Origin of the sequence: Paenarthrobacter sp. TAF1 (genome assembly GCF_052113825.1) — a bacterium.
Lineage (GTDB): Bacteria > Actinomycetota > Actinomycetes > Actinomycetales > Micrococcaceae > Arthrobacter > Arthrobacter nicotinovorans.
Window position 1 is genome coordinate 65,559 of record NZ_JBFRDO010000006.1, and the last position, 21,428, is coordinate 86,986.

The following is a 21,428-nucleotide window of genomic DNA, read 5'->3' on the forward strand; positions in this document are numbered from 1 at the left end:
CCATGACGCGCGAATTTGATCCCGTAAAGCTCTCGGTGCTTGCCAACGCGTTTGACGGCATTGTCCGCGAAATGACCAGCGGCCTGCTGCGTTCGGCTCGATCCTCCGTCATCAACACCGCGCGCGATTTCTCGTGCGCCGTCCTGACGGCAGACAACCAGCTTCTCGCAGCGGCAGAAGGCGTCCCTGTGCACGTGTTCGGCGCCGGACCACTGGGAGAGGACATGGTGGAACTGCACGAGGACATTCGTGAAGGCGATGCATTCCTGCACAACGACCCTTACATGGGCAATTCGCATGCTGCCGACCATGTGATTCTGGTTCCGATCTTCGTCCACGGGCGCCACCTCTTCACCGCCGTCACCAAGGCGCACCAGGCAGACTGCGGCAACTCGCTGCCCACGACCTTCTTCGCCACGGCCCGGGACGTGTATGAAGAAGGCGCGCTCATCTTCCCGTGTGTTCGAGTGCAGCGTGAATACAAGGACATCGACGACATCATCCGCATGTGCCGGTCCCGCATCCGTGTGCCTGACCAGTGGTACGGGGACTACCTGGCATCGGTCGGTGCGTCGCGCATCGCCGAACGCCGCATTCACGAGCTCGCCGAGAAGTTTGGTGTCGAAGACCTGGTGGACTTCGTGGATGCCTGGTTCGACTACTCGGAACGCCTCACCGCGACTGCGATAGAAACGCTGCCCGAGTACGTCCTCCATGGCTCCTCGGTCCACGATCCCTTCCCCGGAACCAGCGCGGACGGCGTGCACCTGCAGGCAACCGTGGAAGTAAAGCCCAAACAGGGCAAGATCGTCATTGACCTGCGCGACAACCCGGACAACCTCCCCAATGGCCTGAACCTCACAAAGGCCACGGCTACGGGTGCTGCCTTGGCCGGCATCCTCTCCGGCATACCGGAGAACCTTCCGAGCAACGCGGGCACCTTCCGTCGAGTGGAAGTTCTTCTCCGGGACGGCTGCGCCGTCGGAGTTCCCAAACACCCGTACTCCTGCTCATCGGGCACCACCAACCTCGCCGACCGGGTTGTCAACATCGTTCAAGCCGCGTTCTCCCAAATAGAGGACGGCTACGGCACGGCCGAGGGAGCGGCAGGACAGGCCCCGGCCAAATCTGTCATCTCCGGCATCGACGAACGCAACGGTAACGCCTACGTCAACCAGATTCTTGTAGGTGGAGTCGGAGGCCCGGCAACACCTTACGTTGATGGTTGGCCGACGTATCAGCGACCCGTCTGCGGCGCTTTGCTGTACCACGACAGCGTCGAGGTAGATGAGCAGCGCTACCCCATTTTGGTTCACGAACGCACCCTGGTTGCTGACACCGGGGGAGCAGGCAGGCAGCGCGGAGGACTTGCAACCCGGGTCACCATGGAACCCCGCGGAGAAAGTGTCACTCTCACTTACGGAATCGAGGGCAAGATCAACCCGCCGAAGGGCGTCCGTGGCGGTCACGATGGTACTAAGCCGTCAACCTGGGTTGAAGATCTTACCACCGGTGAACGTCGCGAGATCCCCGTGGTGGGGCGTTACGATCTGCAGTCCGGAGAAAAGGTCGTATCCATCACCCCGGGAGGCGGTGGATACGGTGACCCGCTGGAACGCGACGTCCTCGCAGTCTTGGACGATTACCGCGAATCGCGGATTTCCCTGGAAGCGGCCCTTGGGCAATACGGCGTCGTTATAACCAACGGTGCTATCGACGAAACGGCCACGGCAAAGACGCGGGAATCGCGCCAGGCGAGCTAGAAGTACCAGCCATAGCAACTGATTCCGGGGCGGGGTATAGTCCTCGCCCCGGAAGGTTTCACCAACTACTGACGGAGATTCACATGGAACCCATTCGAGTCGGCATCATCGGCGTCGGAAACGTTCTCAACCAATACTTGGACAAGATCGGCGTCCACCCGGACGTGAACGTTGTGGCGCTCGCCGACGTCAACCCGGAAGCCGTGAAAGCCCGTGCGGCCGAATATTCGGTTCCCAAGGCGCTCACGCCTGAAGAACTGCTGGCCGATGGCGAGGTCGAGTTGGTCCTTAATCTCACTCCGCCGAAGCTCCACGCACCGGTGACCCTCCAAGCGATTGCCGCGGGCAAGCACGTCCTGTCGGAAAAGCCGTTTGCGACCTCCCTGGACGAAGCGCGCCAAATCCTGGATGCTGCCCGTAAAGCAGGGGTGAAAGTCGGGTCCGCACCCACCACCTTCCTTGGATCCGGTATGCAGACCAGCCGCAAACTGATCGATGACGGATGGATTGGAGAGCCCATAGCCGCTTTCGCGTCCTTCGCATGCCGGGGCTACGAGCACTGGCACCCCAACGTAGACCCCTTCTACAGCCCTGGAGCCGGCCCCATGCTGGATATCGGGCCCTACTTGATCACAAACTTGGTGAACTTCTTCGGCCCCGTCAAGCGGGTTTCGGCAACCACACCGCGATCTTCGGAGACTCGGCCACGTCCGGGCAAAGAGGGCGAAGTCATCCACATCAACACCCCGACGCACGTCACCGGCACCCTCGACTTCGAGTCCGGTGCGACAGCCACCGTGATCGTCAGCTGGGACATTTGGAACCATAACCTGCCGCACCTGGAGATCTACGGAACGGGTGGCTCACTCGCAGCACCAAACCCGGACCACTTCTCCGGCGCACCCGTGCTTCGCCGCGGTGAACCAGGTGACCTGGCCCTGGACATGACCCCTCCGGGAGGAGGGGACTGGCGGGAAACGCCGATCACCCATCGGGACGACGCATACCGCGGAATCGGCTTGGCCGAATTCGGCTACGCCATCCGCAAGGGCATGGAGCCGCGCACGGGAGGAGACTTCGCCTACCACGTGCTTGAAGTGCTCCTCGCTTTCGAGGCTTCCTCGGAACAGAGCCGGCACATCGACATCGAAAGCACCTGCGAGCGGCCACGGCCGCTGCCTTCGGTCGGGCCGCAGGAGCCGTACCGTTTCGACTAAGGGCTTTCGGCAAACAACAGCAGCCGACGGCGGTACTCACGTGCCGCCGTCGGCTGCTGTTTTGTACCCGCTAACGTCTATGCGCCTGGATTTCAGCTGCGTATCAAACTGGGACACACCAGTGCCTCACCACAGTGAAAACCTGAAGTTCGGGCGAATCGGTTTGCAAATGCCGACGCACCTTCGAATTTAGGAGATCGCATGACTAGCACAGCCGCTGCTGACATCGGCACCGTGGTCGACAACAAGGCCGTCCGCCGCCGCACTGTCGCACAAGCAATCGTTGAATACCTTCAGGTCCAGTACAGCGAACTGGACGGTGAACGGAGGCGCCTGGTTCCCGGCATGTACGGCATCTTTGGACATGGCAACTCCGTCGGTCTGGCTCAGGGAATCGACGAGTACGGCGTGGACTTCCCGCACTACCAGGGAAAAAACGAGCAGTCCATGGTCCACGCGGCCATTGGCTTCGCAAAGGCTTCAAACCGCGCAGCAACCCTTGCCTGCACGGCGTCCGCAGGTCCGGGGTCAACCAACATGGTTTCCGGCGCCGCCACTGCAACGACCAACCGGCTCCCGGTGCTGCTGTTCCCGGCAGACATCATCAATAACCGTTTTGGCGATCCTGTGCTGCAGCAGATCGAACATCCGGTAGAACGGGATGTCTCCGCCAATGACTGCTTCCGCCCCGTCAGCCGCTATTTCGACCGGATCACACACCCGGCCCAGCTGCTCTCCACCCTGCCCGAGGCTATGCGTGTCCTCACCGACCCCGTGGAAACAGGCGCCGTTGTAGTCTGTCTGCCACAGGACATCCAGGGCGCGGAATTCGACTTCCCTGAATCCTTCTTCACACCGCGAGTGTGGCACATCCGTCGTCGTCCGGCGGTCGAGGACGAATATCGCGACGCCGCCGCAATCATTGCGAACGCTCAGCGCCCGCTGTTGATTGCAGGCGGAGGCGTGCGGTACTCGAAGGCGCAGGAGGAACTGGCACACTTCAGCGCCGAGTTCGGCATCCCCGTAGCCGAAACTTACGCAGGTAAGGGAAGCGGTCCCGTCAGTGAACTCAATGTGGGCGCGCTGGGCGTGACCGGAACCGTTGGAGCCAATGAAATCGCCGACGGTGCGGATGTTGTCATCACTGTTGGCTCGCGCCTTCAGGACTTCATCACCGCATCACACTCACTGTTCCAGAACCCCAACGTGAAGTTCGTGAATCTTAACGTCGGCTCATTCGATGCCCACAAGATGGGCTCATTCCCCGTTATCGGCGATGCCAAGCTGTCCCTTGCGGCATTGAGGGATCGACTCGGGGCCGTTGGCTACAGCACCTCCGATGCCTTCCGCAGCGACATCGCGGACGCCCGGAAGGCCACTCTGGAGGTACGCAAGCATGACCTTCAGGCCTTCCCGGGCGAGAACATGAGTCAGGCCCAAGTGATCGACGTGCTGAACCGCACGACCACAAACCAAGACGCCCTCATTCTGGGATCCGGCGGTGTGGTTGAAGGAATCCACAAGGCATGGGATCCATCCAACGGCACTGAAATCCACTTCGAGTACGCCAACTCCTGCATGGGCCATGAAATCCCGGCAGGGCTCGGATACCGGATCGCCCGCGGCGACGACCCCGGAGAGGTATACGTATTGATTGGCGACGGCACCTACTTCATGCAGCCCACCGAGCTGGTCACTGCCGTACAGGAACGTCAAAAGATCATTACCATCGTGATCGACAACCGTGGGCACCAGTGCATCTGGCCACTCCAAGTGTCGAAGGGCGGCCCTGGCCGCGAGTTTGGTACCCAGTACCGGGAACGCAGCAACGAATCCGGTCGCCTCGATGGAGCCATCCTGGAATTCGATATCGCGGCCAACGCTGCCAGCATGGGCTGCGCAGCGTGGTCAACCTCCACCATTGAAGAGTTCCAGGCGGCACTTGTGGAGGCGAAGGAGGCGGAAGGCCCCGCAGTGATCGTGGCCCGCGTTGAACCTTGGCGCTACCTGTCCGGCAACGGAGCCTTCTGGGACGTGGGAGTGCCCATGACCTCGCAGCGCCCGGGCAGCCAGGAAGGTACGGCCAAGCACCTGGAAGGCCGTGCCCGCCAGCGATTCTACGCAGCCAGCACCCCACCTGCCGCGCGCTAAAGCGCATCGGGCGGGACCGTTACGCACGGTCCCGCCCTGCCTTTTACGGTCAAAACCCATTTTCGAATTTTCTGACAAGGAGTACCCACCATGAGCGCATTTGCCGTTATTGATCCAGCTACGGGAACTACCCACGCGGAGTACCCGGCGGCCACCGACGCAGAGGTTGAGGCCGGCCTGAACGCAGCGCAGGCAACGTACCAGGACTGGTCGCGCTCCACCACCGTGGCTGAGCGGGCCGCTCTGGCCAAACGCCTCGCCGAGTTGTTCGTGGAACGCAAGGACACGCTGGCAGCCATCATCAACCGGGAAATGGGCAAGCCCCTCCCGCAGGCAGCCGGTGAGGCAGAGTTCTCCGGAGCGATCGCGGCCGCCTTTGCCGAGCACGCGGAGGAATGGCTCGCTGATGAGGAACTTGAGGTAGCCGATGGATTGCGGACCTTCTTCCGCTACCAGGGCCTGGGCGTAGTTCTCGGCATCATGCCGTGGAACTACCCGTACTATCAGGTGGCTCGGTTCGCCATCCCCAACATCATTCTGGGGAACACGGTCATCGTTCGTCATGCAAGTCAGTGCCCCGAGTCAGCGCTTGCGCTGGAGGAGCTTTTTCGGGATGCGGGCTTCCCCGAGGGCGCTTATGTCAATCTCTTCGCCACGCACCAGCAAATTTCGAACATCATCGCCGACGACCGTACGCAGGGCGTTTCGCTCACCGGTTCGGAACAAGTGGGCGCGATCGTTGCTGAGCAGGCAGGGCGTGCCTTGAAGAAGTGTGTGCTGGAGCTGGGCGGTGCCGACGTGTTCATCGTTCTGGACACGGCTGACGTGGACCAGGCGGTTCGGAAGGCCGTCATGGGCCGGATGGGCAACACAGGTCAGTCCTGCAACGGCTCCAAGCGGATTGTGGTGCTGGATAAGTACTTCGATGAATTCTCTGAGAAGTTCAAGGCAGCCATCGCCGGGCAGTCCTATGAGAACGGCGATTTCGGTCCGCTGTCATCCGACTCTGCCACGAAGTTTCTCAAAGACCAGGTACAGGGGGCCCTTGACCAGGGCGCCGAAATCCTGGTAGGCAATAACCAGCCCCAGGGCAACATCTTCACCCCGACAGTGATCACCAACATCACTCCCTCCATGGACGTCTACAGCGAAGAGCTATTCGGTCCAGTGGCGCAGCTCTACAAGGTCAGCAGTGACGAGGAAGCGATCAGGCTCGCGAACTCTTCGCCCTACGGCCTGGGTTCCGTTCTGATCTGCGACGACCTTGAGCGCGCCGAACGCGTGGGCAACCAGCTCGACGTTGGCATGGTCTTTGTTGGTGCCTACGATCTCAGCGGTGCGGATGTACCGTTCGGCGGCGTCAAGAAGTCCGGTTACGGACGCGAACTGGGCAAGGTTGGAATGCTGGAGTTTGCGAACAAGAAGTTGTTCCGCTTCGCCAAGTAGTCAGTAGACATACGAAAGGAGGCCGGATCATGATGATCCGGCCTCCTCTTTTCGGGTGATATTTGGGTGAAGAGCTTTGGAGACTTAGGCCCCGTAGGTGGTGTTCCCCGAGACTTCGGGAATCTCCACCCAATTGCCGGAATCTGCACTGCGGAGCGAGGCATCCACCAGTTCGGATGCCGACCAGCCGTCACTCGCGGACGGACCCAGTTGCTTACCTTCAGCCACCGACCGCAGGAACAGGGCAGCCTCGATGGTCTTGAGGTCGTTGAATCCGATCCCCGGTCCGGGGCCCGGCTGGAAGCGGCCAAATTCACCAAAGGCCGGCGGTGTCATGATGGTGCGGTAGCCGCTCCGGTCTGTCGCGAGCTCCAGTTGGTTCATGCGTTCGAAGTTCCAGCGCAACGATCCCTCGGTGCCGTAGACCTCGATGATGTATTCGGCATGCGGGCCGATGGCGACGCGTGTGGATTCGAACATTCCGATCGCACCACCTTCAAAGCGGGCCAGCATGGCTGTGTAGTCTTCGTTCTCCACTTCGCGCGTGACGTCGGAGGCCTGGCCCATGTCGAAGGAATTCGAGGAGTTGCCGGAGGGGAGCGGTCGGTCCTTGATAAAAGTCTCTGTGACCGCATTCAGCGAGGTGATGCGGCCTACGAGAAATTGTGCCAGGTCGAACCCGTGGCTGAGGACGTCTCCCAGTACGCCGGATCCTGCGCGGGCCTGCTCGTACCGCCAGGTGAATACCTGGCTCGGATCTGACGCGTATCCGGTGAGGAGACGGATCTGCACATTCGTGATCTTGCCCAGGGCTCCGGACCGGATCAATCGGCGGGCTTCCGCCACTGCCGGGGCGTGCCGGTAGTTGAACCCCACCGAGGTGATGAGTCCGGCAGCCTCCGCCCCTTGTGCAATCTCACGGGACTCCTGGGCGCTGCGGCCCATGGGCTTTTCGATCCAAAAGTGCTTGCCCGCCTCAATGGTGGCAAGCGCTATCTCGTGGTGAAGGAAGTTCGGCGAACAAATGGACACCACGTCCACGTCCGGATTCTCCAGTACCTTGCGGTAATCCGTGGCCGTCTCCGTGTAACCGAGTGCGTCCTCGGCATGGTGGCGTCCAGCGTCGTCCGGGTCCGCGGCGATTACCAGTTCAGGATGCCGGGGCAATTCCGGAAAGAACTGCTTGGTGGCCAAGTAGGCGCGGGAATGCAACCTCCCCATCCATCCGACCGAAATCAAGCCAACCCCAATGCGGTTCTGCTGTTCCAAGAGTGCTCCTTAGTCTCTGCCGCTATACAGCGGTACTGTGCCGCGGACTCACTGCGGCATCTATTGATCAGCCTAGGAACGAACACAGTGTGCTCTGTGTCTCAATGTGAGACAACCGGCGGAAGGCGAGCGCTGTTTTAGTGGAACGTACTAGTCCGCTACTGCAAACAAAAGGAGCCCGTCGCCGATGATGGACCGCTACCAAGAACTGCGCACCCAGGCTCTTCGTGTCCTCATCACTGGTGCCACCTCAGGCGTCGGTGAAGCAACCGCGAAGCTTTTCGCCAAGCGAGGCCACCGCGTCGCGCTCCTTGGTCGGCGTTCTGAGGAACTGCAGCGTGTGGCCGGAGAAATCGACGCCGATGCCCACACTGTGGTTGCCGACGTCGCCGATGCCGGTGCAGTCAAGAACGCTGTCCGGGGTGCAATTCACACCTTGGGCGGCTTGGACGTAGCGATTAACGCTGCGGGAGTAGCCGGGCACGTTGCTTTGGAAGATCTTACGGAGAACCACTGGCACGAGGTGCTGGAGACGAACCTGTCCGGCACTTTCTACGTGGCACAGGAGGCCGCGCTCCATATGCGCCGGGACGGCGGAGGCTCGATTGTCAACGTGGCCTCCGATCTGGCCGCCATGGGCGTTCCGGGGCTTGTTCACTACTGTGCGGCGAAAGCAGGCGTCGTGGGACTGACCCGCGCCATGGCGATGGAACTCGCGCCCCTTGTACGCGTGAACGCCGTTTGCCCAGGCCCGATTGACACGCCCATGGTGCGTGAGGGCCTGGCTGCGGCGCCCGATCCTCGAGGAGCCCGGAGATTGAAAGAGAGCACTGTGCCGCTGAACCGCCTCGCCGATCCGGACGAGGTGGCCGCCGCAATCTATTTCCTGGCGGTCGAAGGAACTTTTGCCACCGGAACAAGCATGGCGTTCGACGGCGGCACATCAGCTGCGTAGTAAGCGCCACAAATATCCATCAAGACCAAACAAGCCAAGGAGCTAAAAGGACATGGAAGAGTCGAACTACAAGGACCTCCGCAGCGCGCGATGGTTCGCACCTCACGACCTCACTGGATTCGTTCACCGCACCGCAATCCAAGCGGAGGGATTCTCGCGCTTTGCCCTCAAGGACAAGCCGGTCATCGGCATCGCCAACTCCTGGTCGGAGCTGGTTAACTGCAATATCCACTTCAAGCTGCTGGCGGACGCGGTCAAGCGCGGCGTCTTGATGGCCGGCGGGCTGCCGCTGGAATTCCCCACCATTTCCCTGGGTGAGAGTCTCATGAAGCCCTCGGCAATGCAGTTCCGAAACCTGATGGCCATGGACGTTGAGGAGTCCATTCGCGCCTACCCGCTGGATGCCATCGTCCTGTTGGGCGGCTGCGACAAGACGGTGCCGGCCCAGCTCATGGGTGCAGCGAGTGCAGACGTTCCCACGATCATGCTCACCGGCGGACCCCAAGAGCCCGCACACTTCCGGGGCAAGCAGCTCGGTGTAGGCACTGACACGTGGAAGTACGCAGATGAATTGCGGGCCGGGAAGATCACCGAGGCCGACTTCGACGAGCTCGAGTCCGCCGCGAAACCTTCTGCTGGGCACTGCAGCGAGATGGGCACGGCCTCCACCATGACGTCCCTCGTTGAAGCCCTCGGCATGTGTCTGCCGGGTACGGCGTCCATCCCCGCGGTAGATGCGCGCCGCGCCCAAGCCGCGGAAGCGACCGGACGCCGGGCAGTGGAGATGGCCCTGTCGCAGGGGCCAAAGCCCAGCGAAATCTTGACGAAAGAGGCGTTCGACAACGCCATCACGCTCTTGATGGCTGTGGGCGGGTCCACCAACGCCGTGGTTCACCTTCTGGCCCTCGCGAGGCGTGTGGGTTACGAGTTGCCGCTGGATCGCTTCCATGAGATTTCGCAACGTACGCCTCGCATTGTCAACGTCCGCCCCTCGGGCGAGTACTTGGTGCAGCAGCTGTTCCAGGTGGGCGGCATTTCCACGGTACTCAAGGAACTGGCGCCGCTGCTGAACAAGGACGCCATTACCGTCACAGGTGAGTCCCTCGAAAATGGTTACAACTCGGCCCCCGAACCCGATGGCGTCGTGGTCAGCACGCTCGAGGCCCCGTTTGATGCCTCCGGAGGCATTGCCGTCGTCCGCGGCTCCTTGGCACCCAACGGTGCGGTCATCAAGCGAAGCGCGGCGTCCAAGGATCTGTTGCAGCACAAGGGATCGGCGGTGGTGTTCGAGGACATCTATGATCTTGGGCGCAGGATCGACGATCCTGATCTGGACATCACGGAAGACTCGGTTTTGGTGTTGCGGAACAGTGGTCCTGTTGGCGCTCCGGGTATGCCTGAATGGGGCATGCTTCCTATCCCGGAGAGGCTCCTGCGCCGGGGAATCCGCGACATCGTCCGCATCTCCGACGCTCGTATGAGCGGCACCGCCTTCGGTACCACTGTGTTGCACGTTTCTCCGGAGGCCGCCGTTGGAGGGCCGCTGGCGATCGTTCGGGATGGGGACCCCATCGTGCTGGATGTCGAGAACCAGCGCCTGGATTTGGACATTCCCGCCGAAGAGATTGAAAGTCGACTTGCAAACCTCAAGCTTCCGGAGCCGAAATACCGGCGCGGCTATGGACGGCTCTTCATCGATCATGTGAACCAGGCCGATGAAGGCTGCGATTTCGACTTCTTGAAGGGTCTTCCTGACGAGGAGCCACAGCGCTTGCCGTACGGCCTGATGAGCGGTTGGCAGGGCGGCTGGTAACCAGCAGCGAAATCGCCACACTCCAAACAAGCACGGGCCGATCCTCAGGGAGAGCCCGGGAAGGGGAAGGTATGTCACGACCAAAAGTAATAGCAATCGTTCAGGAGGGGCGCCCGCTACCACCCGTCGAACGGTTGGAAGCGGAGGCCGACGTGGTGGTGGTACGCACCGCGGAGGAGTTCCGGGCTGCCCAGCCAGGTACGGAAATTCTGTTCCTGAACGACTTCAGAACCAATCTTCTGAGGGAAGTCGGGCCCGGTGAGCTGCGCTGGATACACACCTCAAGCATCGGCGTAGACAGCTTGATGACCCGCGAGATCATCGACAGCGACATCGTTGTAACTAACTCCCGCGGCGTCTGCGAGAGGCCCATCGCAGAGTGGGTTCTCGGCGTCTTGCTACTGTTCACCAAAGACCTGCGCCGCACTATCGAGCTGCAGCAGGCACGGACGTGGCAGCACCGCGAGACCGAGCCATTGCTGGGACGCAAAGTCCTGGTTGTGGGGCCCGGACCCGTGGGCCGCGAAACCGTCCTTCTCCTGCGTGCTGCGGGAATGGACGTCGACATCGTGGGCCGCTCAGCGAGGAACGATACACAACTGGGTCACATCTCAGGCTTCGATGAGCTGGACCGGCTCCTGGGCCAGGCCGATGATGTGGTGCTGACGTTGCCGCTCACAGAAGAAACCCGTGGTCTGTTCAACTCATCGCGCTTCAAAAAGATGCGGCCAGGAGCCCGCCTGGTCAACGTGGGCCGCGGCGCCGTAGTCGTAGAGCAAGACCTACTGGACTCAATCGATTCCGGCCACCTGGCCGGGGCAGCCCTGGATGTCTTCGAACATGAGCCATTGGACGCCGGGAATCCGCTGTGGAGTCGCCGGAACATTCTGGTCTCACCGCATGCTTCCGGGGACTTGATCGGTTGGCGCGGAAGGGTGGTGGATTGCTTTGCCCGGAATCTCAATAACTGGAAGGCTCATAAGCCGCTGAATGACGTCGTGGACCTGAAGAAGCTAGGTGCGGTTGCTCCCGCAATGGTTTCTAAAGAGGCCTGATCAGAAGGGGCCCATGGGATTTTCCGCAAACTGAACGCAGACTGAAGCAGGCTGGAAACCCCATGGGATCCCTTGTCCCAAGCTGGTACAGTGCTTCCACGATCCTCGTCGATAGTGTGATTTAGCACTCAAAATTTCGTGACGAGGATTACATGTCAAGCACAACAAGAGGTACGACGAAGACGCCGACCCAACCCCAGGAACACAAACTCAGCGGCAATATGGGCGTTGGGGAGCTCGTGATGAACGTGCTCGCCTTTTCCTCACCGCTGACAACCGTTGCAGGCACACTGCCTGTCATGCTTCTCTTCAGTGGCCACACGGCTCCAGGCATATACCTCTTGGTGACGCTCATGCTGCTGATATTTTCTGTCGGGTTCGTCAAGATGAACCGCAGCGTAGAGGCGCCAGGAGGATTCTATTCCTTTGTCACAGCTGGCCTAGGTAAGCCTGCAGGCCTCGGGGGAGCGCTGTTGGCGCTGTTCGGGTACGTGTTCATCGGATTCTTCGCGCCGTCCCTTTTTGCATTGACGCTCCAAAGTTTCGTTGTCAACACACTCAATGGCCCCGACATCCCGTGGTATTGGTACGGACTTGGCATCATCGCCATCACCACGATCCTGGCCTACAACCGCATTGACCTGTCGGCAAAGGTGCTCACTGTTGTCATGCTGCTCGAATCAGCAGTGGTTATCGTCTTCGACGTCGCGGCGTTCGCAACTGGATCCGGTGAGGTGGTTCAAGGAATCGGTTTCTCCCTGCCATGGATCACGGATGCCGGGCTGGGCCTGGCACTGCTTTTCGCCGTTGGAAACTTCTTCGGGTTCGAAGCGACGGTTATCTACCGTGATGAAGTCAAGAATCCGGACCGTACGATTCCCAGGGCCACGTACATTGCGGTGGTGGGAATTGGACTGTTCTATGCTGTGGCAGCTTGGGCTTACACGGCCTTCATCGGGCCCGACAAAGTCCAAAGCGAAGCCGCCGCAAACACTGTGAACTTGTTCAACGACGGTGCTACTATCTTGGTCGGAAAGATCTTCGCCGACATCGCGATAGTCCTTCTTATCACGTCGATCTTGGCCTCAATGCTGTCAATCCAGAACATCGCTGCCCGGTATAGTTTCTCGCTCGCCGCCGAYGGGGCGCTGCCCGCGGCCTTGGGCCGGGTCCATCCCCGCCACAAGTCGCCATACGTTTCGGCATTGGCAGTTGGCCTCTTGTGGGCACTGGCGACTGTTATCTTCACGGTGATTGGGGTCGCACCGGAGGCCCTTTATCCCATCGCAAGCGGCAGCGGAACGTTTGCCGTCCTGCTCTTGATGTTCATCACCAGCATTGCTGTGCTCGTGTATTTTGCCCGCCGCCGGCGCTTCAGTCCGGAATCTGTTTGGAAGACCATTGTGGCGCCGATTGTCAGCGTCATCTTCCTCGGACTGATCACCTATCTGGCCATTACGAATTATCCAGAACTTATCGGCGGTTCGGCAGTTATGACTGCTATTTTCATGAGCTTCACTTTTGCCTTGTTCTTCGGCGGGGTTGTCTATGCATATCTCCTGCGGTCAAAGCGTCCTGACGTCTATGCACGCTTGGGCCGGCAGAAGATCGACTAGCAACAGATCCCGCTTCCCACCAACCATTTGGAGATGCTCCATGTCGCAACAGATTAGAGTTGGCCTGTTCGGAACCGGGCGGATAGGCCAAGTACATGCTATGAGCCTGGCTACCTTGGATGAGGCAACGCTGTCCTGGGTATGTGACCCATTCATCGAAGGTGCAAAACAAACAGCTGCCGAATTCGGCGGCCGGGTGACTGACGATCCTCATGAATTGTTCGCTTCCGGGGAGATTGATGCTGTCATCGTCGCCTCTCCCACTGCAACACATTTGGACCTCGTAGAGAGGGCGATCGACGCCAAGGTGCCGGTGCTTTGCGAGAAGCCGATCGACCTGGATATCTCCCGAGTGGACGCCTTCCGTTCTAAGGCTGCAGCTTCCGATGTGCCGGTTGTCTTAGGTTTCAACAAGCGTTTTGACAGGCATTTTGTGGAGCTGAAACGCCGCGTGGCCGCTGAGGAAATCGGAGCATTGGAACACCTGCTGATCACCAGCCGCGACCCAGGGGAGCCTCCGGCAAGCTATCTTCCCCAGTCCGGCGGAATCTTCCGGGACATGACCATCCATGACCTTGATATGGCACGGTACTTTATACCGGACATCGTTGAAGTCTCAGCGCACGGAGCAAACGTATTCAGCGACGCCATTCGTCTGGCTGGTGACTTTGATTCGACGGTAGTTACGTTGAGGGGCTCGAAGGACGAGCTCGTCACGATCATGAATTCGCGCCATTCGGCCTACGGTTATGACCAGCGCATCGAAGCTTTTGGATCAACCGGTTTGCTGCAGGTAGGCAACAAGAATGACAGTTTGGTCCGGCATTGGGGATCCAGATCTGTTGAATCCCTGGGGCGCTTCCAGGACTTCTTCCTGGAACGCTATGCCGAGGCGTACCGTCTGGAAGTTGCTGAGTTCCTCCGCGCTGTTCGAGGGTTGCCCTCCAGAAGTCCGGGATTCGAGGACGGCCGCGCAGCGCTGATGCTTGCGGATGCTGCCGAAAAGTCAGCCCGGACCGGCGCTGCAGTTGCAGTGGACCTGAGTTAGACGGGCAATATGGCCGCCCGCCTGGGCCGCAGATGTTCCCGCAACGACATCTGTGGCCCAGAGCGGGCATCTTCTTTGATTATCAATACAACGAGAAGCGCAGGTAAGAAGCGATGAGCGCAGGTCATGCATCACCGAATGAAACACGTGGCGACTGGACGCCCGCCGAAGCGTTCTGGGAATGGGTGGAACCCGGTGACAGCGTCAGACTGCAAAAGCACGGCTGGCCACCGTACGACGGATACGTCGACGATAGAACTCCCGATGGGAATATTGTTTGGGTTCTCTCGGTGGGTGAGCGTCGCCTCTTTCACAGGGCTGATGGCTACAGCCTCATCGTATGGGGATAAGTCCCGTCAGGCCGCCTGCGGCATCTCATGAATCCCTCACCCATGAGCCACTATTTCTTGCATAAAGCCAATCTTTGAAACGTGTCAATTCCGTGTTCCAAAGTGGCACACATCCTCCAATCTCAAATCCGCCAAAGTTCTTGTAAGTGAAGCAGTGTGGCGGAGGTCACGCGGTTTTGGGGATTTGTTACTTCCCGAATCAGCCCGCCAGACAACCTAGTTTGGCTGGCCGCGGCGCAAGTGTTTCACCGGATCATTCACATGGCCCTATCGAACGAGGATGAGATGACCGAAGCACCACCGGCGACCCCTCCACTGGTCGCCCTCAAGGACATACACAAGACATTCGGGGCGGTGTCCGCACTACGCGGCGTCAGCATCGATGTCCAGCCCGGCGAAACCTTCGCCCTGCTCGGCGACAATGCCGCCGGCAAATCTACGCTCATGAAGGTACTGACGGGCGTGTACCAGCCAGACCGAGGTTCCATCGAGCTGGACGGCAGAGCGACTGAATTCCCAACCCCGTCGGCTTCCCGTGACCAGGGAGTGGAGATGGTTTACCAGGACTTCGCTTTGGCGGACAACCTGGATGTTCGTTCCAACATTTTCCTTGGACGGGAACCGCAAAAGAACATTCTGGGCCCCTTGCTGCGGATCATCGACCGCAGAAAGATGGAGCTCGAAACAAAGCGGGTGCTTGAACGCTTGGATATCCCTATCAATCCACGGCTGAAGGTCAAGCGACTGTCCGGCGGGCAGCGCCAGGCTGTAGCCATTGGCAGGGCGCTGGCCTTTGATGCGCGGCTGATCATCATGGATGAGCCCACGGCCAACTTGTCGGTAGCCAAGGTGGACAAGCTCATTGAGGTCACGCAACGGCTCAAAGACCTGGGCATCGCAGTCATCATCATCACTCACCGTCTGGATGAARCATTCGCAGTAGCCGACCGCTTCGCGGTCATGCGACAAGGCCAGGTTGTGGGTCGCTTCCGGGTTGGCGAAGTTTCCGAAGCGCAAGTGGCACACCTCATCTCGCACGGCACCTTGGATGACTACATCGATGACGGCGCAGGTATCCCAGAAGATCGCCGCAAAATTGGCAGCACCTCATCGATGGATGTGGTTGATGCGATGGCAACCCCCGGCACGACGAATGCGAGCCACTCATGAGCCTCACAATGGATAACCTCAAGACAAAGCTCGGGCCTGCAGACCTTAAAGAGGGAATGACGGCGACCAAGGTCAAGCGCTTCATCGGTGACTACGGCATCATCATTCTCTTCGTGGTCATTCTGGTCTTCCTGGCAGCCGTGGCCCCGAACTTCCTGACGCTGAACAACATTGTCAATGTCGTCCGGCAATCGTCCATCATCGGACTGATCGCCCTGGGAATGACGTTCATCATGATCACCGCAGGCATTGATTTGTCGGTCGGTTCGGTGGTGGGGTTGGCCGGAATGACCTTCGCCTTGCTGGCTCCGGCAAGTGGTGGCGCCTTCTGGCTACCCCTGATCGCAGGGCTCGCCGTAGGCCTGCTTGTTGGCTTCCTCAGTGCGGCGTTGGTGGTCTGGGGAGCCATCCTGCCATTCCTTGCGACCCTGGCGACGATGGCCATTGCCCGCACGGCAGTTCTGGTCATGACGGACGGTCAGGTTGTTTCAGGGCTCAGCGGCCCCGCTGAATGGTTGGGCTCGGGCTTTATCGGCCCGGTTCCGGTCCCGGTCATCATCTTCCTGATCGCTGCCATCATTTGCGAGTTCGTCCTCAGCCGAACCAAATTCGGTTCCCACGTCTACGCCGTGGGCGGGAACGAAGAGTCCGCCAAGAAGGTGGGTATCTCCACCGGACGTGTTCTCTTCGCGGTGTACCTCATCGGTGGCGTCACTGCCGCGCTGGGTGGCCTGGTCCTCACTGCCCGTCTGGACGGTGCGGCCCCTGTAGCTGGCACAGGTTATGAACTTCAGGTGATTGCCGCCGTCGTTATTGGAGGTACGAGTCTGTTCGGCGGCGTCGGCACCATCCGTGGGACGGTCATCGGCGTACTCCTTCTGGGCGTCGTCATGAACGGCATGAACCTGATGGGGGTCTCGTCCTATTACCAGCAAGGGGTCCAAGGAATCATTCTCGTCCTGGCCGTCTTGCTCAACCGGTGGAAATCCGACTAACAGCAACAACCACTACGCATCAAACAATCTCCCTTAGCAATCAGAACCATTGAAAGGAACGATCATGGGAATGCGACAGAAGCTCGCTGTGACCACCGCAATGCTGGCCGCAGGAGCTCTTGCCCYTACCGGCTGTGGGGGCAACAGCACGGCGGGAAGTTCAGAAGCGGCGGGCAAGTCCTACAACATCGGCGTTGTAGTTCTTGACCTGCAGGACCCGGACCTGGCCCACATGACGGACGCCATGAAGAAAACGGCGGATGAAAAAGGCGTCAAGCTCAACATCACCGACTCCAAGAAGGACGTAGGCAGCGAGCTCAACCAGGTTGAGGATCTGCTCACCCGTCAGGTGGACGCAGTCATCATGCAGCCATTGGACGGCGAAGCCAGCCAGAATGCGGCGAAGCGTGTCATCGCCGCCAACATTCCGTTGTTCATCCTGTCCACCGAGTTCGCCGAAGGTTCGGATGTTGGATACAAGAGCTACATCGGTGTGGATGACACTGTGGCCGGTGAAATGCAGGCTGAGTACTTGAACAAGGCGCTTCCGCAGGGTGGCAACATCGTTTTCGCCGCCGGCATTTACGGTGCGTCCTGGACGGATCGCCGTAAGAACGGCTTTGACAGCAAAATCAACAAGAACTTCAAGATCGTGGCTGAATTCCAGGCGAAGGGAAGCCGTGACGACGCCAAACGCAACATGGAGGACACTCTCCAGCGCTTTGGCGCAGGCCAGATCGACGCCGTAGTGGCGAACAACGATGAAATGGCCATCGGTGCTGCCTCTGCCATCGCAGACGCCGGTCGCACGGCCGAGTTCAAGGCAGTAGTCGGTGTCGACGGCACGGAACCAGCAATGCAGGACATCAAGGCGGGAACGATGTCGGCAACGGTTCGCCAGGACTCTGCCGGACAAGGCGTTAAGGCCGTTGAGGTGGTTACTGACTTCCTCAAGGGAGGAAACGTGGAGAACCGCTACACGCTGCCGTTCACGCTTATTACCAAGGACAACCTTTCCGAATTCCTGAAGTAGGCGGCTGCACCACGCGGACGGGCACAGCGGATCATCCGCTGTGCCCGTCCTGTTTTGACACAGTCCGGCGCGCAGCGCACCTGCCTACACTTCCTGCGGAAGCCTACGAATGGAGAACACGACCATGGCTCACGGTGACAGCGGCTACAAAGGTCTGAGGCAGCTGCTCGGCAGGTTGGAGCACCACGGCGTAGAGGTAGACAACTCCCCGCGAAGGCGTTCTGAGTACTCCTACGATGCCTCGAATTATCGAGTGCGGCCTGCGGCTGTGGCTTTCCCAAAGAACGTCGAGGACGTACGGACGGCTTTGCGGTTGTGTTCAGATCTACGCGTGCCCGTGACCATACGCGGCGGAGGCACTTCGATGGCAGGGAACGCCATTGGCGACGGCCTGGTGATGGACTTGTCCCGCTGCATGACGTCGATAGGAGCCCTCGACGCCGACCATGCGACGGTCTGGGCCGACGCCGGTGTTGTCCTTGGCGAGCTGCGGACACACATTGAGCGGGCAACCGCCGGGACGCTGACATTTGCGCCTGACCCTTCCTCGCTGACCCGGGCCACCGTCGGCGGTTCCATCGGTAATGACGCCTGCGGAAATCACTCGGTTGCCTATGGCCGGATGACCAATCACTTGCGGGAAGTAGAGCTGGTCACCGCGGATGGCGCCTACCTGAGGGCGGGGCGCGATTTCTTGCGGGCCGTCGATGAGACTGACACTCACTCGGTCGCCCGGGCTGAGGAACTCATGGAGGGTTTGAAGGCGCTTGCGGCAGAGAACCTGGCGACACTCCGGGTCGAGCTGCAGACCATTCCCCGGCAGGTCTCCGGATATCATGTAGGCCATCTACTGCCGGAGCACGGCTTTGACGTCGCTGCCGCACTGGCTGGCAGCGAAGGTACGTGTGCCGTTGTTGTGAGGGCAAAGGTGGGCCTCGTACCGAAACCCCYCACCACCGCGCTGCTCTGCCTGGGATACCGCGGCACCGTCGACTCTGCCCGTGACGTGATGACCATCCTGTCCGCAAAACCGAGCGCCATCGAGGGGCTGGACGTTTCGATCRTGGACATCATGCGGCACCGGCGGGGAGCAGCCAGTGTTGAGTCATTGCCTCGCGGCAGCGCCTTCCTGATGGTGGAGTTTTCGGACAACACGCTTCAGCAGGCGGCTGCTTCCTGTGAGGATTTGGTGGACAAGCTCCACACCGACGGCCGAGTGGTTGACTTTGCGATCGTCACTGACCCCGTGGAAAGGGCCAAGCTGTGGCGGGTGCGTGAAGACGGAGCCGGGCTGTCGTCGCGGCGGATCGACGGGGTGCAAACGTGGCCCGGGTGGGAAGATTCGGCCGTCGCTCCGGAGCGGCTAGCCGATTACCTGTCAGACCTGCTCCCGCTGGTGAAGAATTACGGCTACTCGGCCCTGATGTACGGCCACTTTGGTGCGGGCTGCGTCCACATGCGATTGGATTACGATCTGCGCAGCGACTCCGGACGCCAGGTATTCAGTGACTTCACCCGGGACGCGGCCAAGTTGGTGGTCAGCCATGGCGGATCCTTGTCCGGCGAACACGGTGACGGCAGGGCGCGAAGCGAACTGCTGGAAGTGATGTACTCCCGGGAGATGCTCGGCATTTTCAGGACCTTCAAGGATCTGTGGGATCCACACGGAGTCCTCAACCCCGGGATCATCGTGCACCCGGCCCCTTTCTCTGCCTCACTGGCGCTGGAGGGCGTCGTCAAACCGGGCCCCACCCGCGGTGAGTTGACCGCACTCCCGGCTGACGCCGTCGTGCCTTCCTCAGGGAACCGTGAAATGCTCCCGGTGGCGAGTCCTTTCGTGGGTAATACACACGCCTGCATCGGCGTAGGCAGGTGCCGTTCCACCTCCGGCGGGTTCATGTGCCCCAGTTATCGGGCCACGAAGGATGAAAAGGATTCCACCCGTGGCAGGGCACGGGTCTTGCAGGAACTAACACGGGCAAACGGCAGCAGCAAGGATGGTTGGTCAAGCCCGGAAGTACGTGAGGCCTTGGACCTTTGCTTGTCCTGCAAAGCCTGCTCCACGGACTGCCCCACAGGAGTGGACATTGCGGAGGCAAAGTCAGAACTGGTGGATGAGTACTATCGCGGCCGAATTCGTCCCTTTACGCATTACGCGATCGGCTGGCTTCCCCGGTGGCTTCCGATGTTGACGCGCGTTGCGTCTTTGGCCAACGTTGGGACGGCTTTCCGACCGTTCAGGCTCGTGGGGGAGTGGCTGGGCATCAGCGCCCGACGACGACTCCCGGCTTTCGCGGCGAATGACAGGATCCGCAAGCGGGTGCGGGAAGCCGAATTTGCGGAAGACTCGGACATCCTTTTGTTCATCGACAGCTTCACCCGCGCTTTCAGGCCCGAGGTGGTTCCGGCAGCGGCCCGGGTACTTCGGGACTCCGGAAAATCCGTTGGATGTACGCCCGACGCTTGCTGCGGTCTGACATGGATCTCCACAGGGCAACGCGAAGGGGCACGACGACGGCTTTCCAGGTTGATCACCAAGCTCGACGACAGTACGGAGCGGGACATCGTCGTCCTCGAACCCAGTTGCGCGGCAACCATCCGTGATGAAGGTCCGAAACTAGTGGGCGGTGCCGCCGCGGCGAGGGTCTCGGCAAGAGTAAGGTCCTTCTCCGTGGCAGTCGATGAAGCCATCAAACGGGGATGGAAGCCTAATACCCCACCACCTGAGTCAGCAGTGCTACAGACTCATTGCCATGAGCACGCCGTCTTCGGTTCAGGGGCACAGAAACGAGTCCTGCAAGCGTGGGGAGTTCTTGATCTCGTGGAATCGTCATCGTGCTGTGGCGTCGCGGGCAATTTCGGGTTTGAGGCCGAGCACTTCGACATGTCAATGAAAGTTGCTGAACACTCCGTCATTCCCGCCCTTGCGAAGAGCGAGACTGAAGCGCTAGTCCTTACTGACGGCTTCAGCTGCGCGATGCAGGTCTCACAGGTTGATCCGGACCGGTCCACTAAGCATCTGGCAGTGGCGCTGGATCCGTTGAGCGCTCGGTGGGCGGACTAATGGAATACGTCGGGATCTTCCTGATTCTCGTGGCGGCCGGGCTGCGTTTGGTGGGCCAGCACTTGGCCAAGCCCGGCCCACGGCCGCGAACCACGGCCACAATGCGGGCTGTCCATAGCGTCCCGCCTGGTGCAGCAGCCTTGCTGATGGCCGCCGCCGGCGTCTTCATCTTCGTCACCAGCATCAGCTCGCGTTGACCCTAAGGCCAACGACGGTGTCTCAAACTGACACGATCGGCACCATGCCCGAAGGCGGATTCTGGAAGAGACCACAAGGCACAACTAATTACGAGGGTTGATCCCGATGATGAACAGGAAGCTCGCACAAGGACGGCACGTTGAGTGGCTGCGATCCGCAGCACACTCAGGGGACTCGGACCTCGGAGAGCGCAGCGACCATCAAATCAAGCGTTCTGGCAGGACCGTTCATCGGCTCCTGCAGGACGTGTCGGAAGGCCGCGACACGAGCGACGCCTGGCCCTGG

Annotated in this window: 15 protein-coding genes; 14 read left to right on the forward strand and 1 reads right to left on the reverse strand. The window is 60.2% G+C overall.

All coding sequences use genetic code 11. The features are described from left to right. Positions 1–2: 2 nt before the first annotated feature. The 4 genes from AB4Y81_RS10875 to AB4Y81_RS10890 all read left to right on the forward strand — a co-directional run bounded on the left by AB4Y81_RS10875 (position 3) and on the right by AB4Y81_RS10890 (position 6,577). Positions 3–1,763 carry a hydantoinase B/oxoprolinase family protein gene (locus tag AB4Y81_RS10875; RefSeq protein WP_039240919.1) on the forward strand — a complete coding sequence of 587 codons (1,761 nt, stop codon included), beginning with the start codon at positions 3–5 and terminating at the stop codon, positions 1,761–1,763. 83 nt (positions 1,764–1,846) lie between these two features. Next, complete coding sequence (locus tag AB4Y81_RS10880) at positions 1,847–2,980, forward strand: Gfo/Idh/MocA family protein (RefSeq protein WP_441995834.1); 1,134 nt, start codon at positions 1,847–1,849, stop codon at positions 2,978–2,980. Between the two features lie 201 nt (positions 2,981–3,181). Then, positions 3,182–5,131, forward strand: coding sequence for a 3D-(3,5/4)-trihydroxycyclohexane-1,2-dione acylhydrolase (decyclizing) (gene iolD / locus AB4Y81_RS10885; RefSeq protein WP_210077212.1), 1,950 nt, complete (start codon positions 3,182–3,184; stop codon positions 5,129–5,131). A 90-nt stretch (positions 5,132–5,221) separates the two neighbouring features. Further along, on the forward strand, positions 5,222–6,577 hold the full coding sequence (locus tag AB4Y81_RS10890) for an aldehyde dehydrogenase family protein (protein ID WP_210077211.1): 1,356 nt from the start codon (positions 5,222–5,224) through the stop codon (positions 6,575–6,577). An 84-nt stretch (positions 6,578–6,661) separates the two neighbouring features. Here the strand turns inward: AB4Y81_RS10890 and AB4Y81_RS10895 are convergent, their stop codons facing one another. After that, positions 6,662–7,846 carry a Gfo/Idh/MocA family protein gene (locus AB4Y81_RS10895; protein ID WP_210077210.1) on the reverse strand — a complete coding sequence of 395 codons (1,185 nt, stop codon included), beginning with the start codon at positions 7,844–7,846 and terminating at the stop codon, positions 6,662–6,664. A gap of 190 nt (positions 7,847–8,036) precedes the next feature. Here AB4Y81_RS10895 and AB4Y81_RS10900 point away from each other — a divergent pair, with 190 nt between their 5' ends. From AB4Y81_RS10900 to AB4Y81_RS10945, 10 genes are all read left to right on the forward strand, one after another. Then, a complete protein-coding gene (locus tag AB4Y81_RS10900) occupies positions 8,037–8,801 on the forward strand; it encodes an SDR family NAD(P)-dependent oxidoreductase (RefSeq protein ID WP_441995835.1) in 765 nt (254 codons plus the stop codon). A gap of 52 nt (positions 8,802–8,853) precedes the next feature. Further along, positions 8,854–10,614: an IlvD/Edd family dehydratase gene (locus tag AB4Y81_RS10905; RefSeq protein ID WP_210077208.1), complete on the forward strand. Its 1,761-nt coding sequence runs from the start codon at positions 8,854–8,856 to the stop codon at positions 10,612–10,614. Positions 10,615–10,685: 71 nt separating this feature from the next. Beyond that, positions 10,686–11,669, forward strand: coding sequence for a D-2-hydroxyacid dehydrogenase (locus tag AB4Y81_RS10910; protein ID WP_441995836.1), 984 nt, complete (start codon positions 10,686–10,688; stop codon positions 11,667–11,669). A gap of 152 nt (positions 11,670–11,821) precedes the next feature. Then, positions 11,822–13,285, forward strand: a complete 1,464-nt coding sequence (locus tag AB4Y81_RS10915; RefSeq protein WP_441995837.1) for an APC family permease — start codon at positions 11,822–11,824, stop codon at positions 13,283–13,285. Between the two features lie 40 nt (positions 13,286–13,325). Then, positions 13,326–14,333, forward strand: a complete 1,008-nt coding sequence (iolG, locus tag AB4Y81_RS10920; protein ID WP_441995838.1) for an inositol 2-dehydrogenase — start codon at positions 13,326–13,328, stop codon at positions 14,331–14,333. A gap of 635 nt (positions 14,334–14,968) precedes the next feature. After that, positions 14,969–15,853 carry an ATP-binding cassette domain-containing protein gene (locus AB4Y81_RS10925; protein WP_441995839.1) on the forward strand — a complete coding sequence of 295 codons (885 nt, stop codon included), beginning with the start codon at positions 14,969–14,971 and terminating at the stop codon, positions 15,851–15,853. Then, on the forward strand, positions 15,850–16,848 hold the full coding sequence (locus AB4Y81_RS10930; RefSeq protein ID WP_235338901.1) for an ABC transporter permease: 999 nt from the start codon (positions 15,850–15,852) through the stop codon (positions 16,846–16,848). The genes AB4Y81_RS10925 and AB4Y81_RS10930 overlap by 4 nt, the downstream gene beginning before the upstream one ends. 64 nt (positions 16,849–16,912) lie before the next feature. Beyond that, positions 16,913–17,881: a sugar ABC transporter substrate-binding protein gene (locus AB4Y81_RS10935; RefSeq protein WP_441995841.1), complete on the forward strand. Its 969-nt coding sequence runs from the start codon at positions 16,913–16,915 to the stop codon at positions 17,879–17,881. Positions 17,882–18,005: 124 nt separating this feature from the next. Further along, positions 18,006–20,945, forward strand: coding sequence for an FAD-binding and (Fe-S)-binding domain-containing protein (locus AB4Y81_RS10940; RefSeq protein ID WP_441995843.1), 2,940 nt, complete (start codon positions 18,006–18,008; stop codon positions 20,943–20,945). Next, entirely contained in the window at positions 20,945–21,142 is a 198-nt protein-coding gene (locus tag AB4Y81_RS10945; protein ID WP_210077202.1) for a hypothetical protein, read from the forward strand. The genes AB4Y81_RS10940 and AB4Y81_RS10945 overlap by 1 nt, the downstream gene beginning before the upstream one ends. Positions 21,143–21,428 lie beyond the last annotated feature (286 nt).